General features: G+C 57.0%; 14 protein-coding genes. 6 read left to right on the forward strand and 8 right to left on the reverse strand.

Annotated features, from left to right (window positions below; translation table 11 throughout):
• Positions 1-24: 24 nt before the first annotated feature.
• The 5 genes from BM205_RS01715 to BM205_RS01735 all read left to right on the forward strand — a co-directional run bounded on the left by BM205_RS01715 (position 25) and on the right by BM205_RS01735 (position 5,418).
• Positions 25-1,119, forward strand: coding sequence for a LacI family DNA-binding transcriptional regulator (locus BM205_RS01715; protein WP_254783690.1), 1,095 nt, complete (start codon positions 25-27; stop codon positions 1,117-1,119).
• Positions 1,120-1,293: 174 nt separating this feature from the next.
• Positions 1,294-2,106, forward strand: coding sequence for a sugar phosphate isomerase/epimerase family protein (locus BM205_RS01720; RefSeq protein WP_139227198.1), 813 nt, complete (start codon positions 1,294-1,296; stop codon positions 2,104-2,106).
• Positions 2,097-3,068, forward strand: coding sequence for a sugar kinase (locus tag BM205_RS01725; RefSeq protein WP_371326442.1), 972 nt, complete (start codon positions 2,097-2,099; stop codon positions 3,066-3,068). Before BM205_RS01720 ends, BM205_RS01725 begins: the two co-directional genes overlap by 10 nt.
• A gap of 61 nt (positions 3,069-3,129) precedes the next feature.
• Positions 3,130-4,404, forward strand: a complete 1,275-nt coding sequence (locus BM205_RS01730) for an MFS transporter (protein ID WP_092411939.1) — start codon at positions 3,130-3,132, stop codon at positions 4,402-4,404.
• A 27-nt stretch (positions 4,405-4,431) separates the two neighbouring features.
• Positions 4,432-5,418, forward strand: a complete 987-nt coding sequence (locus tag BM205_RS01735; RefSeq protein ID WP_092411940.1) for an NAD(P)-dependent oxidoreductase — start codon at positions 4,432-4,434, stop codon at positions 5,416-5,418.
• Between the two features lie 15 nt (positions 5,419-5,433).
• Here the strand turns inward: BM205_RS01735 and BM205_RS01740 are convergent, their stop codons facing one another.
• The 8 genes from BM205_RS01740 to BM205_RS01775 all read right to left on the reverse strand — a co-directional run bounded on the left by BM205_RS01740 (position 5,434) and on the right by BM205_RS01775 (position 13,418).
• Positions 5,434-5,757 carry a chaperone modulator CbpM gene (locus BM205_RS01740; RefSeq protein ID WP_092411941.1) on the reverse strand — a complete coding sequence of 108 codons (324 nt, stop codon included), beginning with the start codon at positions 5,755-5,757 and terminating at the stop codon, positions 5,434-5,436.
• A gap of 10 nt (positions 5,758-5,767) precedes the next feature.
• Positions 5,768-6,700: a DnaJ C-terminal domain-containing protein gene (locus BM205_RS01745; protein WP_092411942.1), complete on the reverse strand. Its 933-nt coding sequence runs from the start codon at positions 6,698-6,700 to the stop codon at positions 5,768-5,770.
• Between the two features lies 1 nt (position 6,701).
• Positions 6,702-7,253: an NADPH-dependent FMN reductase gene (locus BM205_RS01750; RefSeq protein WP_092411943.1), complete on the reverse strand. Its 552-nt coding sequence runs from the start codon at positions 7,251-7,253 to the stop codon at positions 6,702-6,704.
• 71 nt (positions 7,254-7,324) lie between these two features.
• Entirely contained in the window at positions 7,325-7,735 is a 411-nt protein-coding gene (locus tag BM205_RS01755; RefSeq protein WP_092411944.1) for an OsmC family protein, read from the reverse strand.
• Between the two features lie 178 nt (positions 7,736-7,913).
• Positions 7,914-8,243, reverse strand: a complete 330-nt coding sequence (locus BM205_RS01760) for an Hpt domain-containing protein (RefSeq protein WP_092411945.1) — start codon at positions 8,241-8,243, stop codon at positions 7,914-7,916.
• Positions 8,244-8,516: 273 nt separating this feature from the next.
• Positions 8,517-9,674, reverse strand: a complete 1,158-nt coding sequence (locus tag BM205_RS01765) for a methyltransferase (RefSeq protein ID WP_092411946.1) — start codon at positions 9,672-9,674, stop codon at positions 8,517-8,519.
• Positions 9,675-9,929: 255 nt separating this feature from the next.
• On the reverse strand, positions 9,930-11,738 hold the full coding sequence (locus BM205_RS01770) for a methyl-accepting chemotaxis protein (RefSeq protein ID WP_092411947.1): 1,809 nt from the start codon (positions 11,736-11,738) through the stop codon (positions 9,930-9,932).
• A gap of 30 nt (positions 11,739-11,768) precedes the next feature.
• Positions 11,769-13,418 (reverse strand): methyl-accepting chemotaxis protein, encoded by a 1,650-nt coding sequence (locus tag BM205_RS01775; RefSeq protein ID WP_092411948.1) that lies wholly within the window; start codon positions 13,416-13,418, stop codon positions 11,769-11,771.
• A 340-nt stretch (positions 13,419-13,758) separates the two neighbouring features.
• Between BM205_RS01775 and BM205_RS01780 the strand changes: the two genes are divergently transcribed.
• Complete coding sequence (locus tag BM205_RS01780; protein ID WP_092411949.1) at positions 13,759-15,387, forward strand: methyl-accepting chemotaxis protein; 1,629 nt, start codon at positions 13,759-13,761, stop codon at positions 15,385-15,387.
• Positions 15,388-15,403: the final 16 nt, after the last annotated feature.

A 15,403-nucleotide genomic window follows, 5' to 3' on the forward strand; every position in this document is an offset into this window, starting at 1 on the left:
CACGGCAAACACAAGCATGGAATAATGCGTGAGCAACATTATCCGAATCACCCTACTCTCGACATTTTCCTGGCTCTCTCCATGCGCGACACCGATACTACCCGCACGCCTACAATCAACGATGTCGCGCGCGAAGCCAAGGCAGGGAAAACCAGCGTATCCCGCTATCTGAACGGCGAATTTGACAGCCTTTCCGATGCACTCCGGCTACGCATACAGCACGCCATCCGCAAGCTGGGCTTTCGCCCCAATCAGATGGCGCGCGGGCTCAAGCGCGGCCGCACGCGCATGGTTGGCATGGTAGTCGCCGATATCGGCAATCCGTATTCGGTTGAAGTCATGCGTGGCGTCGAGGCCGCCTGTCAAAAGCAAGGCTTCATGCTGATGGTCTGCAATTCCGATAACCAGCTTGAACTGGAAAAGCGTTATCTGAATTTGCTGGTCAATTACCGCGTGGAAGGCCTGGTAGTCAATCCAATCGGTTTGCCTGAGGAAGATTTGGCGGCCATCAGCAACACTGGACTGCCCATGGTCATTATCGATCGCCGCGCCGATCGTTTGCAATGCGACATGGTCGGACTTGACAATACCCAGGCTGCAACCCTGGCGACCCAACACCTGATTGCCCAGGGATTTCATGCGATTCACTTTCTTACGGAGCCGATTGGCCAGGTCAGCAGCCGCAGCGAACGTGAACAGGCCGTCCACCAAGCGGTGAAGAAAGCCGGAAAACAATACGCCGCGATTACCGCAGAAGTCGATATAGCGGATGCCGCAGCATTGCAGTTAGCGTTACAGGCTGCGCTGCATAGCAAACAGCGCAGCGCAATTCTTGCCGGCAATGGCCGCATGTTGCTGAATGCCGCGCTCGGCTTGCAAGGCTTGGGCGCGCGCTGGCCGGATGATGTCGGCTTATTGGGTTTTGACGATCCTAACTGGGCGGTGCTGGCCGGCAGCGGCATTACCGGCATTCGTCAACCGACCTTCGATATCGGTCATGCGGCGCTGGAATTTTTGGTGCAACGCATCGATGGCGCAAATGCTCCGCCGCGGTTTCTGGCGTTCCCCGGAGAATTGGAGATACGCGGCTCCACGGCAGCCCTGAAAAGTGTAACTTAGGCTTGACTGTTGATTTTTTTTGGATTAACTTGGAACCGGTTCCATAGATTCTTGTACCCAATAGCTTGATCTATATGTTCATTTAATAAATTATTGGCAATTTTTTTAATTTGTTATGGAACCGGTTCCAAACATAAAAATATTAAAGCAACTAGAAATACTTAGGAGACAGATTTGCCATCTACCATGGATATCTTCATCGTGGCCTCAGCCTACGGCGTCGATTTTGTACAGAAGAACGGCCATGCCGCGCTAGTTCCACTTGCGGCCGGCGCCAACGCCAATGGCCTCGAAATTCGCCGGGAGTTATTCCTGCGGGCGGATGATGAAATCGCGCTGGAGCTTGCCGCCTTAAAGCCGCTATTAGCTGAAAACGGATTGCAAGCAGTGTATTCCGCGCCGGAATCCTTGTTCCTGCCGAACGGCGATCTCAATCTGCAAGAGCTGATTACGCGTCTGGGTGAAGCAGAAACGCTGGGTGCGGCAACCCTCAAATTACAAATGCATCGCTACGCCGGCCGGGTTGACGTAAAACTCCTGCAACAGGCGCTGAGCGACACACCGGTTACATTACTGCTTGAAAATGGCCAGCAAGATAGCGGCAGCCGGATCACGGAGTTCGCCAGCTTTTTTGCCGCATGCAAAGCGTATGCACCCGCCATCCCTGTAGCCATGACTTTTGATATCGGTAACTGGAGCTGGGCCGGGGAGAACGCCATCGAAGCCGCTGCCACGCTTGCTTCACACGTACGTTACATTCATTGCAAGGGCGTGCGGGGCGAAGGCATGCGCCGTTTTACCGTGGCGCCCGACGATGGCAGCGTCGACTGGCGTGCCTGCCTGTCAAAGTTACCCGGCCACGTACCGCGGGCAATTGAATATCCGCTGCCAGCGGGCGAAGATGCGCAGGCAACGCATGTTGAACGCTTGCGTTCGGCTTGCAAGCCGACATTTGCGGCACTTGAAGGAGTGAATGCATGTCAATAACAGCGCAATCCGCAAACGAACCGGCCGCAATGAAAAAACTGGACGTGGTGACTTACGGCGAGGCCATGACAATGTTTGTCGCCGCCGAAACAGGCGACCTTGCCAAAGCCAAAAATTTCATCAAGCGCGCTGCCGGCGCCGAACTCAACGTCGCTACCGGCCTGGCGCGCCTGGGGTTTCAGGTTGGCTGGATGAGCCGTGTCGGCAAAGACTCGTTTGGCCGCTACGTACTGGAGACTCTGGCGAATGAAGGCATCGATAGCGACGCCGTGACAATTGATGAGCGTTACCCCACCGCCTTTCAGCTGAAATCGCGCAACGACGACGGCAGCGATCCGGAAATCGAATATTTCCGCAAAGGCTCTGCGGCCAGCCACCTGTCGGTCGCAGACTACCGGCCGGAATATTTCAAGGCTGCACGCCATCTGCATTTGTCCGGAGTCGCACCGGCGATTTCCGAATCATCGCTGGAACTGGCTTTCCATATCGCGACCGAAATGCGCGCAGCCGGCAAGAGCATTACATTCGATCCCAACTTGCGGCCGACATTGTGGCGCTCACGTGAGCTCATGGTGGACCGGCTCAACGCCTTGGCTTCGTACGCCGACTGGGTGCTGCCGGGCCTCGAAGAAGGCCGGATCCTGACCGGCTTGACGACACCGCGCGAGATCGCCGACTTCTACCTGGCGCGCGGCGCGCTTGGCGTCATCATCAAACTGGGTAGTTCAGGGGCCTACTTGCGCACCGCAGAACAAGAAGCCACCGTTCCGGCGCCGCTGGTAACAAACGTGGTCGACACCGTCGGCGCCGGCGACGGTTTCGCGGTCGGCGTGATCAGCGCATTATTGGATGGACATGAGCCCCGCCTGGCAGTCGAGCGTGGTAATCAGATCGGTGCGATGGCAATTCAGGTAATCGGCGATAGTGAAGGATTGCCGACCAGAGAGCAGTTAAATCAGTAAAGTCGCTAAAAACAATACAGGTACAAACCTGAAAATGCGAAAAAATCTAAGGAGACACAACATGGAAACAAAAAAATTAGCAGTCCGGCGCTGGTGGTTCATCATGCCGATCGTTTTTATCACTTATAGCCTGGCCTATCTCGACCGCGCCAATTTCGGCTTTGCCAGTGCTGCCGGCATCAATCATGACCTGGGTATTACCCAGGGCACATCTTCATTGATCGGCGCCCTCTTCTTTCTCGGCTATTTCTTCTTTCAGATTCCCGGCGCCATCTATGCCGAACGCCGCAGCGTCAAAAAATTGATTTTCTGGAGCCTGGTGCTGTGGGGTGCTTGCGCCGCGCTGACCGGCATGGTCAGCAATATCCCGATGCTGATGGTGATTCGTTTTTCACTCGGGGTGGTGGAAGCCGCAGTGATGCCGGCAATGCTGATCTACATCAGTAACTGGTTCACCAAAACCGAGCGCTCCCGCGCCAACACGTTTTTGATTTTAGGCAACCCCGTCACCGTGTTGTGGATGTCCGTGCTGTCTGGCTATCTGGTGAACAGTTTCGGCTGGCGTCACATGATGATTGCCGAAGGATTACCGGCGATTGTGTGGGCGTGCATCTGGTGGTTTGTAGTCCAGGACAAACCGGCAGAATCGACCTGGCTGAAACCGCAGGAAAAGGCCGATCTCAAAGCCGTACTCGATCTGGAGCAGGTCGGCATGAAGCCGATGCGTAACTATGCCGAAGCATTCAAGTCCGCAGCCGTGGTCAAACTGTGCGCCCAGTATTTTTGCTGGAGCATCGGTGTGTACGGTTTCGTGCTGTGGTTGCCATCCATCTTGAAAAACGCCGGCCACATCAGTATGGTGGAAACCGGCTGGCTGTCGGCTTTACCCTATCTTGTCGCCGTGATTGCCATGCTGCTGACGTCATGGGCTTCCGACAAAATGCAAAACCGCAAATTATTCGTCTGGCCGGCACTGCTGATTGGCGCCCTGGCTTTCCTCGGTTCCTATTTACTCGGCAGCAGCAGTTTTTGGTTGTCCTATGCCCTGCTGGTGATTGCGGGCGCGGCAATGTATGCACCCTACGGCCCCTTCTTTGCCATCATTCCCGAGTTATTGCCGAAGAATGTCGCCGGCGGTGCGATGGCGCTGATTAATAGCATGGGAGCGCTCGGTTCTTTCCTTGGCTCTTATGTGGTTGGCTACCTGAATGGCGCAACCGGCAGTCCGTTTGCATCCTATCTGTTCATGGCGGGTGGTTTATTGGCCGCTGTGGCATTGACGATTTCAGTCAAACCGGAAGCAGCCGTTCCCGAGGTCGCCCTGGCTCACCGATAAGTTGACATGCATCCTGAAGGAATTCTTATGCAAGAAAAAATAGTACTTTATAAAAAAGTCGCTGACGATGTCCTGGCGATGCTGCAGCAGGCGCACCGGGTTGTGCAATTTGACGACATCAATGCCGACAATCGCGCAGCCTTCATGGCAGAGTTGCAAGACGCTGCAGGCCTGATCGGCGCCAGCGTCAAAATCGATGCCTCGGTGCTCGATCACGCCCCCAGGCTCAAGGCGATTTCCACTATTTCCGTCGGTATCGATCAATTCGACCCCGCCGACCTGAGCAAGCGTGGGATTGTGCTTCTAAACACACCGGACGTGCTGACGGAAACCACGGCCGATACCGGTTTCGCGCTGATCCTGGCCACCGCGCGGCGAGTGGTGGAACTGGCAGATTACGTCCGCCAGGGCCGCTGGACGCACAGCATCGGCGAAGACTGTTTTGGCACCGATGTCCAAGGAAAAACCTTGGGCATCGTCGGCATGGGACGGATCGGCGGCGCTATAGCGCGACGCGCTTCGTTAGGGTTCGGCATGCCGGTTTTATACAATAATCGCCGCCCCGATCCTGCCGCTGAAAAAGCCTATGGCGCGCGCTTCTGCTCGCTCGACACTCTATTGCAGAGCGCCGATTTCGTCTGCGTCACGGTGCCGCTGACGCCGGAAACCCATGGCATGATAGGCGCGCAGGAATTGGCGCAGATGCGCCCCGGCGCCATCCTGGTCAATATTTCCCGCGGCAGCATCATCGATGAAACTGCGCTGATTTCAGCATTGGAAAACGGCCGCCTGCGCGGCGCCGGACTGGATGTGTTCGAGCGCGAACCTGTGGCGCCGGATTCGCGCTTGCTGAAGATGCCGAATGTTGTGGCGTTGCCTCATATCGGCTCCGCCACCCACGAGACCAGGCACGGGATGGCGGTCTGCGCAGCGCAAAATTTGCTGGATGCATTGAGTGGCAACGCTACGCGCAATGTCGTTAATCCTGAAGTGCTGACTCGGTTGCCGACTTAGTTACCAACCAAGGCATCAAGGCAGATGCGGCAATTTGGCATCCAAGGCAGCCAGTCGGGTTTCCAGTGCATGTATTTTTTCCAATAGATTGAGCGCCATCGCCACGCCGTGTATATCAAGTTCGAAATCGTCGCGCAAACGACGCGCGGTCCTGGCGAGCACGATGGTTTGCGCCGGAAACACATGGGCCGGCGCGGCGCTACGATCGGGCTCGATGGCGCCAATCGCCATCAGGTCCGCCAGTTCGTCCTGGCTAAGTCCGGAAAATTCCGCCAGCTCATCCAGCGAACACAACGCAATGTCGTTTAACCAAACGGCTTCTACTAACAGAGCAGTCATTGTCGCCCTCCTAAATAAGATGCTGACGCGGATTGAATTTCGATTCGGCCGCGAGTTGCTCAAATAGCTCGCGCTCGCGTGCAGTTGCCGCCGGCGGCACTTCTATCCTTACCACCGCATATAAATTACCTTGCTCGCCTTTGGCGGACGGCAAGCCACGCTTGGCCAGACGGAACTGACGATTGGCGGCGGTACCGGCAGGAATGGTCAGTTCGACCTTGCCGCCCAAAGTGGGTACCTGCACGGCAGCCCCCAGCACAGCCTCCCACGGCGTCAGAGGCAAATCGAGGTACAGATCGTTTCCGCTCACCCGATACAGCGGATGCGGAATCACCTTCATCACGACATATAAATCACCATGTTTTCCGCCATCCAGCCCTTGCCCGCCTTTACCCGACAAGCGCAGTCTTTGACCGTCTTCCGCGCCTTTCGGTATCTTCACCCGATAGGTGCGCGGCACCCGGTGCAGGGTGCCGTGTTCATCGTACTCGGGCATGCTCAGGCGGACATCGGTTTCGCCGCCTTCATAAATCTGCTCCAAAGTGATAGGTGCGTTGACTTCGAAGTCTTCACCTCTGGTCGGACGCGTCCTGGCGCCCGCTCCGCCGCCATGGCGCGAAGCCGCAAAAGCGGCCAGGATATCGGCCATGTCGACATCGCCGAACGTCGCGCCGCCAGCCGCGAATCCTTGTTGCCAGGAGTGCGGCGGCTCAACGTTTTCTCCTTCATGATGGCTACCCAGTTGATCGTAGGCAGCGCGCTTCTCGCTGTCTTTCAACGTTGAGTAGGCTTCCGCAATGTCTTTGAATTTCTCTTCCCCGGCCGGATCCTTGGAGACATCCGGATGATATTTATGGGCCAGTTTGCGGTAGGCTTGCTTGATCTCGGCGGCACTGGCGTCACGTTCGACGCCCAGCGCGCTGTAATAGTCTTTGAATTTCATTTCAGGCTTTTAAAAACTCGACAAAATTCCGGTTGAACTCCCTGAGTTGCTCGCGTACCTGCTCGTCAACCAATTCCCCATTTTCATCAAATACCTTACCCGCGCGCGACACCATCAAGCGCCCGCCGAACCAGGGTTGCATACCCAGCGTACGCAGCACCGGCAACCAGGCATTTTGCGACAGGATCGTGCCGAAACCACCCGGCGACGCACCGATTACCGCAACCCGTCGGCCACGAAAGATGCGGGCGCTATCGGCCGGCGGCCGCGACAGCCAGTCGAGCGCGTTCTTGAACACGCCCGGCATGGAATTATTATATTCCGGCGTCACCAGAAGCAAAGCATCGGCGACCGCTATCTGCTCCTTCAACACGGTCACGGCAGCTGGAATCCCTTCTGCCTGCTCAAGATCGCCGTCATATAAGGGAATTCCTTTGATCGTACCGATTTCGATTGCCGATCCCGCCGGCATCAGTTCAGCCGCCGCGCGTAACAATGCGGCATTCAGCGAACCGCTGCGCAGGCTGCCTGCCACACCAATTATCTTGGTCATGCGCTTCTCCTTTGAGTTACCGGACTGAGTTGCTCAAGTGCGTATATCAAGTACGTATATCAGCAACCAGGTCAAGCTTGTCCTTCAACCCTGACCTGGCTCAACGTAGTCACAATTTCAGTGCCCTGCCTGATGGTTTTGGTGACTGGCGTCTTTTCACAAATCTCGGCCAGCCTGGTTATCTGCTCCGGGCTAAGTTGCGCCCCGAAAGCGACTGTGCGATCTATCTTTTCCCGTCCCTGCTCGTCGCGCGAAAAACGCAACCGCACATCGATCAGGCCGAGCTCCCATTGCTTGCGGTCGGCATACATACGTAACGTCAGGGAGGTACAGGCGGCCAATCCGGCCAGCAGCAATTCGTAAGGCGCGGGGCCGCTATCGGTACCGCCGTTGCTGAGCGGTTCGTCGGCACGCAGCTGGTGCGACCTGGCCTGGATTTGCTGGGCAAAGCCGCTTGTGCTTTGTAAGTGTACAGATGCCATGCGCTCTCCATATCAAAGTGAAACTGCCAATCCACGAATGCCGGCTTGGCATGCGCGGATCTGATATAGAGACTATAGCTGTTTTAGAAGAAGAGGATATTGCTAATCCGCTGCCGGACAAGCGTCAGGTAAATACCGGCCATGGCAACACTAGCGCAAAGACGCGCTGCATGGGCGCTCAAAGCAGTTCGATCTGCAGTCGCAACGCGGCACACGCCGCAGTGAGTTGATCATGATCGACCGCCAAACCGGTGTTCAGGACCGCCTCAATGTGTAGCGCGGCATTAGCCGTTGCCGGTACACGGAAAATCATTGCCGCGCCTTTCAGGCTATGTACCGTTTGCTGTATGGCACAGTAGTCGCGGCGAGCTAGCGCCTGCTCGATGCTGAGCAGATCTTGCCTTGCGCTGGCCAGGAACAGATCGTCAAGTCCTAGCTCGGACTCGTTCATGGGCGATAGCGAATCTGGCTCAGGCTGGCTAGGTTTGCTAGGCTTGCTTTTGTTCATTTCGTCCACTCTAGTATTTATCCCTTGATGTCATCTTGACCGTCTGCAAACAGCCCAGAACGAAGCAAGCACCCTTGTATTCACCTTTTATCGCCAGATGAACAGAGATAGCCTAGGTTTGGAGATTAATTGCCGCAATAGCAAACTTATATATTTCACAATCCTTAACATTGCGTCGCAAAAAACACCGGTCTCATCAAGCGAAACCGGTGAATTTACAACAAATACTTTCCGTGCGGAAATGAAATTATAATTTTATGCAATCTATCCTGTTCAACGGACTGCCAGCCGCCATAAGGAAGTCAGTTCAGCGGCACGCGCCGCATACAGCGGATCGGCCTGATCGGAAACTTTCGGATGGTGCGGCCGGATATCGGTTTTCCCTAACACTTGCAAGCCTGCGGCATCGATCGCCGCCAGCAGTTCGGCGCGCGAACGCAAGCCCAGATGCTCAGCCAGATCGGACAGGATCAGCCAACCCTCGCCGGCAGGCTCCAGATGCTGCGCCAGGCCGCTCAGGAATCCGCGCAACATGCGGCTCTCGGGATCGTAGACAGCATGCTCGATGGGTGAGCTCGGGCGCGCTGGAACCCAGGGAGGATTGCAAATCACCAACGGCGCACGGCCCTCGGGAAACAGGTCGGCCTGCACCAGGGTTACCTGGCCATTCAGATCGAGCCGCGTCAGGTTTTCACGCGCGCAAGTCAGCGCGCGCGGGTCCATATCGGTGGCCACTACACGCTGCACGCCACGCTTAGCCAACAAGGCCGCCAGCACGCCGGTGCCAGTGCCGATATCAAAAGCCAGTTTGATCGACGGCAACGGCGCCGCCGCCGCCAATTCGATGTATTCGCCACGGACCGGTGAATACACGCCATAGTGAGGATGAATGCGCCCGCCTTCACCTAACGCGGTAATCTCAACGCCCTTCTTGCGCCATTCGTGAGCGCCAATCAGTCCCAGCAATTCACGCAGCGACGCCACGAACGGTTCGGTCGGCGCGCCGTAGGCTTCGTTGCAAGCCAGATGCACATCGGGCGCGCGCCGCAGCGGGATACTGTAGTCGGCGTTAAACGGCAGCAGCAGCATGCCCAAGGTGCGGGCGCGTTGCGATTGCGCCTGACGATGCAGATTGAAGGCGTCGGTCGGTGAAGTTGGCTGCTTGCGTGGCTTGCCGCGCTTTTCCGCCTTCGGTTCGGCGCGGCGCGCGAGCGCCTGCAACAACTGGCGCGCATTCTGGAAATCTCCGCGCCACAGCATGCCGGTACCTTCGCAAGCCAGGCGATAGGCCGTATCGGCAGTCATCCGGTCGTCGGCAATCACCACCCGCTTGGGCGCGGGATTGCCATTTTCCGAGCGCCAGCGCGCCGAGCGTGGCTGATCTTCTTCGATCCAATGGATCGTCGGCTGTTCGCCTGCCGTCGTAGTCATAGGACGCCTGCAAGACGTTCGGCCAAAGGCAATCCGGCAGTGGGGGAATTCAAACGCATCAAACGCATGGAAGGATCTCGATCAGTGTGGGTAGGGAGGAAGCAGGTCATAACGCATTACCAATGCATCATCTGCGCAGCCCGTTTGCCATCGCAGCAAACGGGCATCTTCGATAGATCCGAAGTATACCTCTTGACCACCGCAGTGAGCCGTTTCTTTGTTTCTTGCCAGTAAAACAACTTAGATCATTCAGCGTTAAAACGTTTCCCAGTCATCGGCGTTAGACGCTGCCAATTTGGCCGCGGGCGCTTTCCACGGCGCCTGCGGCCCCTCGGCGGCGGCCTTGCCGACGTTAGCGGCGGCGCGCACCTTGTTTACGCCGACCGTTCTCAGAACCGGGGGTGAGGCGCGCTTTGCAGGCGACGCAAGCGGTCGCCTGGCGGCGAACGATGGCTCCGTGCGCCGGGGCGCTGCCGGCGCATTGTTGTTACTACTGCTACCGCTATGCTGCGGCTCCGCCACCAGGAACACCGATACCGCGTCCTGCAAGCGTTGCGCCTGCCCTTCCAGTGAATTGGCGGCAGCCGCCACCTGCTCCACCAGCGCAGCATTCTGTTGCGTGACCTTGTCCATTTGCATGACGGCCTGATTGACCTGCTCGATGCCGCTGCTTTGCTCTTCCGAGGCGACGGTTACTTCCGCCATGATGTCGGTCACACGCTTGACCGCCTGCACGATTTCATCCATGGTCTGGCCGGCACGGGCCACCAGTTCTGAGCCGCCGTCAACCTTGTCGACCGAATCCCCTATCAATTCCTTGATTTCCTTGGCTGCCTGGGCGCTGCGCTGCGCCAGATTGCGCACTTCAGCCGCCACCACCGCGAAACCACGGCCTTGCTCGCCGGCCCGGGCCGCCTCCACTGCCGCATTCAGCGCCAGGATATTAGTCTGGAAGGCGATGCCGTCGATGACGCCGATAATGTCGGCGATGCGCTTGGAGCTATCGGTAATGCCCTGCATGGTGTGCACCACCTGTCCGACCACCTCGCCACCCTTGGCCGCGATGCTGGAAGCGCTCTGCGCCAGCTGGCCGGCCTGCCGGGCGTTATCGGCGTTTTGCCGCACCGTGGCAGTCAGTTGCTCCATGCTGGCGGCGGTTTCCTGTAGCGAAGCCGCCTGCTGCTCGGTGCGTGCCGACAAATCGCTGTTACCGGCGGAAATCTCTTTGATCGAAGCGCCGATATTGTGCGAACCTTCGCGAATTTCGGTGATGGCTGCCGCCAGTTGCTGCTGCATCTGCCGCATCGCATGCAGCAAGCTGGTTTTATCCCCGGCATCGACCAGCACCGTCAAATCCAGTTCGCCGGCGGCGATTCTGGTGGCGATAGCCGCTGCGTAGCCGGGCTCGCCTCCGAGGCTGCGTGTCACACTGCGGATGATCAGCAACATGGTCGCCGATACCGTCACGCCGATGATGATCATGATCAGCAGCAGCTTGAGCAGATTGTCATAAAATGCCGCTTCCACATCGTTCACAAACACGCCCGATACCAGGTACCAGTCCCAAGGCGCAAAATAGTTAACCTGGCTGATTTTCTCGGCGCGGGTATCGACGGTGCCGGGCAGGCGCCCCATGTAATGCACGATGCCCTGCTGTTGCTGCTTGCCCAGCTTGACCATCTCCACGTAATACAACTTGCCGTCGGTATCCTTACGGTCGCTGACGTTCTTGTTGACGATGTCCTTGCTGGTCGGGTGCATCAATACCACCGGCTGCGAATCGAAGACAAACACGTAGTTGCCGTCCGCATAGCGCATGCTGCTGACGCGCCGCAAAGCCTGGCTTTGCGCATCCGCCAGGCTGAGCTTGTTGGCGGCAACGTCATCGGCATAGCCTTTGACAATGCCGGCCGCTGTCTCCACCACATTCTTCAACCCTGCCTCGCGCTCGCGCATCATCGTGTCGCGGGTATTTAAAGCGGACCAGCCGGCCAGCAACAACAACCCCAGCCACATGACCGCCAGCACCAGCCACAACTTCGCTTTCAGACTCAGATTTTTCATACCTGCACACTTTCCTGTAAAAAAATAGATCTACGCTGCCATACGCCGCGCCGTCGTTCTGGCAGACAATTGCGCATGTCGTGGCGTAACGTCCATGGCGTGGCGGGCCGGCTCGCCATGGTTAGTCGGGCTGCTATCGGTTTTGAACACGCCCACCATCTGCGCCAGATGGATGGCCTGCTCTTGCAATGACGCCGCGGCGGCGGCAGCTTGCTCCACCAGGGCGGCATTTTGCTGGGTTACTTCATCCATTTGCGTGATCGCGTGATTGACCTGTTCGATACCCGTGCTTTGCTCCTGGCTGGCGGTAGCGATTTCGCCGATGATGTCGGTCACGCGTTTAACGCTGGTCACCACTTCACCCATGGTCACGCCAGCTTGCTCCACCAGTTTGCTGCCACTGCCGACCTGGCTGACGGATTCATCGATTAGCACTTTGATTTCCTTGGCTGCCGCGGCCGAGCGTTGCGCCAGACTGCGCACCTCCGAGGCCACCACGGCAAAGCCGCGGCCCTGCTCGCCGGCGCGCGCCGCTTCTACCGCAGCGTTCAAGGCGAGGATATTGGTCTGGAAGGCGATACCGTCAATCACGCCGATGATGTCGACGATTTTCTTCGACGAACTGCGGATATTGCCCATGGTATCGACCACCTGCGACACCACCGCGCTGCTGTCGCTTGCCACTTGCGAAGCACTAACCGCCAGTTGATTGGCTTGGCGCGCGTTGTCGGCGTTTTGCTTGACGGTCGAGGTCAGTTGTTCCATTGCCGAAGCGGTTTCTTCCAGCGATCCGGCCTGTTGTTCCGTGCGGCTGGACAGATCCAGGTTGCCGCTGGCGATCTGGCTGGAGGCGGTGGCAATCGTGTCGGCGGAATTTTTGATGTTGGAAATCGTATGCAGCAGCGATGTGCGCATGCATTTCATTGCATACACCAGGCTGCGCGTATCGCCCGGACGGGTCGCTATATCCAGGCTGAGGTCGCCGTCGGCAATACGGTTGGCGATATCTGCCGCCTGGCCAGGATCGCCGCCTATCGCATTCAGCATGCTACGGTTGGAATAGGTAATCAGCGCGCCCAGCGCCAATGCCACCACCAGCAATATGGCGCCGCCCTGATACAGGGATTGCATGAAGGCCTGGTTCAGGTCATCCACATAAATGCCGGTAGTGGCGATCCAGTCCCATGGCTGGTAGCCGAGCGCGAACGACATCTTCGGCACGGCCTCGGCAGCGCCGACTTTTGGCCAGACATACTCGATGAAACCGCCGCCTGGCTGGCTGCCAGCCTTGGAAATCAAGGCAAATACCAGATTGCCCTCGGGGTCCTTGAAATCGCTCATCTTGCGTCCGTTCATCTCCGGCTTGATCGGATGCATGACCATTACCTCATTCGAAGTAATAATCGAAAAATAGCCATCCTTGCCGAACCACATGGCCTTCAGCCGCGCCAGCGCCTGCTGTTGCGCTTCGTTCTTGCTGAGCGCGCCGCTGGCGGCCATGGCGCCGTATTCCTTGATGATGCTCATGGCGACGTGGGATACGTTCATCAAATCGCTTTTACGTTCTTCCAGCCGGATCTGCCGCGCTTGATAAGCGTTGAATACGGAGATCGAAAATAATGCGACCAGGCTGACCAGCAGCGGCAGCCAGAGTTTTTGCGTAAAAGACAATTTATTCATTAATGGGTCCCCGTTTTCCTAAGCAATTATTAGTAGCGTGCAGCGATCATGCGTCGGCACGGAAAGCGATCGTCTTCCAAGCTTTCCTTTGCATTAACGCCGGCGTTGTTGTGTAGCTGAAGGGGGAGCAACAAAAATTTTGCGCAATCGCGCCGAAGCCGACTCAGCGTAGCTAAAAACTCGTGCGCATTAGATCTGACTGGTTTATTGTGTCCACATAGAAATTAGTTGACGATTAGCCGATGACGGAACAGTTATCAATTTAGCAAATAAATCACATTTCAAGCCGCGGACCAAAAAGAACGCGGCGATCATCGATTTCCGACAGGAGAAATAACACGTGAAGCAATGGACTATTCGGCAAAGAATGCTGGTGAGTTTTAGTGTCATTCTGGCGCTCATGGGATTCATGGCCGGCATCACCTACCTGAAGCTGGCAGCGATCGAACATGAAACCGTCAGTTTCCAGACCGACTCCATACCCGGTCTGGAGTTGAGCACCGGCATCCGCTCGAACTGGTCTCAGAGTTATCTGCTGGCGTTGCAGGTGATAGCTTTGGATAACCCGGAGCAACGAAAAAAAGATCTGGCGGCAATGCACGCCTACTCGGAAAAAATGGATAAGCTGGTAGAGGACTACGAAAAGACCATTTTCGAGAATGAGGACAGAGCCAATTTCATCGCCTTCAAAGCTACGCGGGCGCAATACGACCGGATTATGTCCGAGGTGTTGAAACTGGATGATTTGCAAAAGAATGCGCAAGCTCGCAGCCTGCTGACGGAACAACTGGAACCGGCCTGGCAGCAAGGGCGCAAAGCCGCCACGCAATTGCGCGACTTTAACCAGCAATCCGAAGTCCGCTCGGTAGATAAAATCGAGGCTGCAGTGCTGGTCACCAAGAGTACTTTGCTGGCAGCGCTGGTGATTGCCCTGGCGGCAGCGCTGATCTGCGGCGTCTTTCTGCTGCGTGCTATCACGCGCCCGATGACAAACCTGATTGCTGCCCTGGAAGTGATTCGTTCCGGCGACCTGTCGCAACGTCTCAACCTCAATCGCCATGATGAATTTCAAGCATTGGAAACCGGTCTGAACCGCATGTCCGACGAGCTGACCGGCCTGGTCGGGCAAGCGCAGAAATCGGCAATTCAGGTCACCACCTCGGTAGTGGAGATTGCCGCCACCGCCAAACAGCAGCAAGCCACAGCCAACGAAACCGCCGCCACTACCACCGAAATCGGCGCCACTTCCCGGGAAATCTATTCCACATCGCGCGAACTGGTGAGCACCATGAATGAAGTTTCGTCTGGCGCCGAGGAAGCTGCCAGACTGGTCGGCACCGGCCAGGCTGGCCTGACGCAGATGGAAGACACCATGCATCACGTGATGGATGCGGCCGGTTTGGTCAACGCCAAGCTAGCCATCCTCAACGAAAAAGCCAGCAATATCAATCAAGTCGTGACGACCATCACCAAGGTCGCCGGGCAAACCAACCTGCTATCGCTGAACGCCGCCATCGAGGCCGAAAAAGCCGGCGAATACGGTCGCGGATTTTCCGTGGTGGCGACCGAAATCCGCCGCCTGGCCGACCAGACCGCGGTTGCTACTTACGACATCGAGCAGATGGTGAAAGAGATCCAGTCTGCCGTATCGGCCGGCGTGATGGGGATGGATAAATTTTCCGAAGAAGTACGGCGCGGTATCGCCGATGTGCAGAATGTCGGCGTCCAGCTATCGCAGATCATCCAACAGGTGCAGGCGTTGACGCCGCGTTTTCAATCGGTCAACGAAGGGGTGCAGGCTCAAGCCATTGGCGCCGAGCAGATTAGCCAGGCGCTGGAACAATTAAGCGAAGCCGCGCATCAAAGCGTGGAATCGCTGCGCCAGTCGAGCCAGGCGATTGACGAGTTGACGCTGACTGCGAATGGCTTGCGCAACGGCGTCTCGCGCTTCAAGTTGAAGCTCGGCTGAGGCTGATGCGGAAATG

It is taken from the genome of Collimonas sp. OK307, assembly GCF_900113705.1.
Classification (GTDB): Bacteria; Pseudomonadota; Gammaproteobacteria; order Burkholderiales; family Burkholderiaceae_D; genus Collimonas.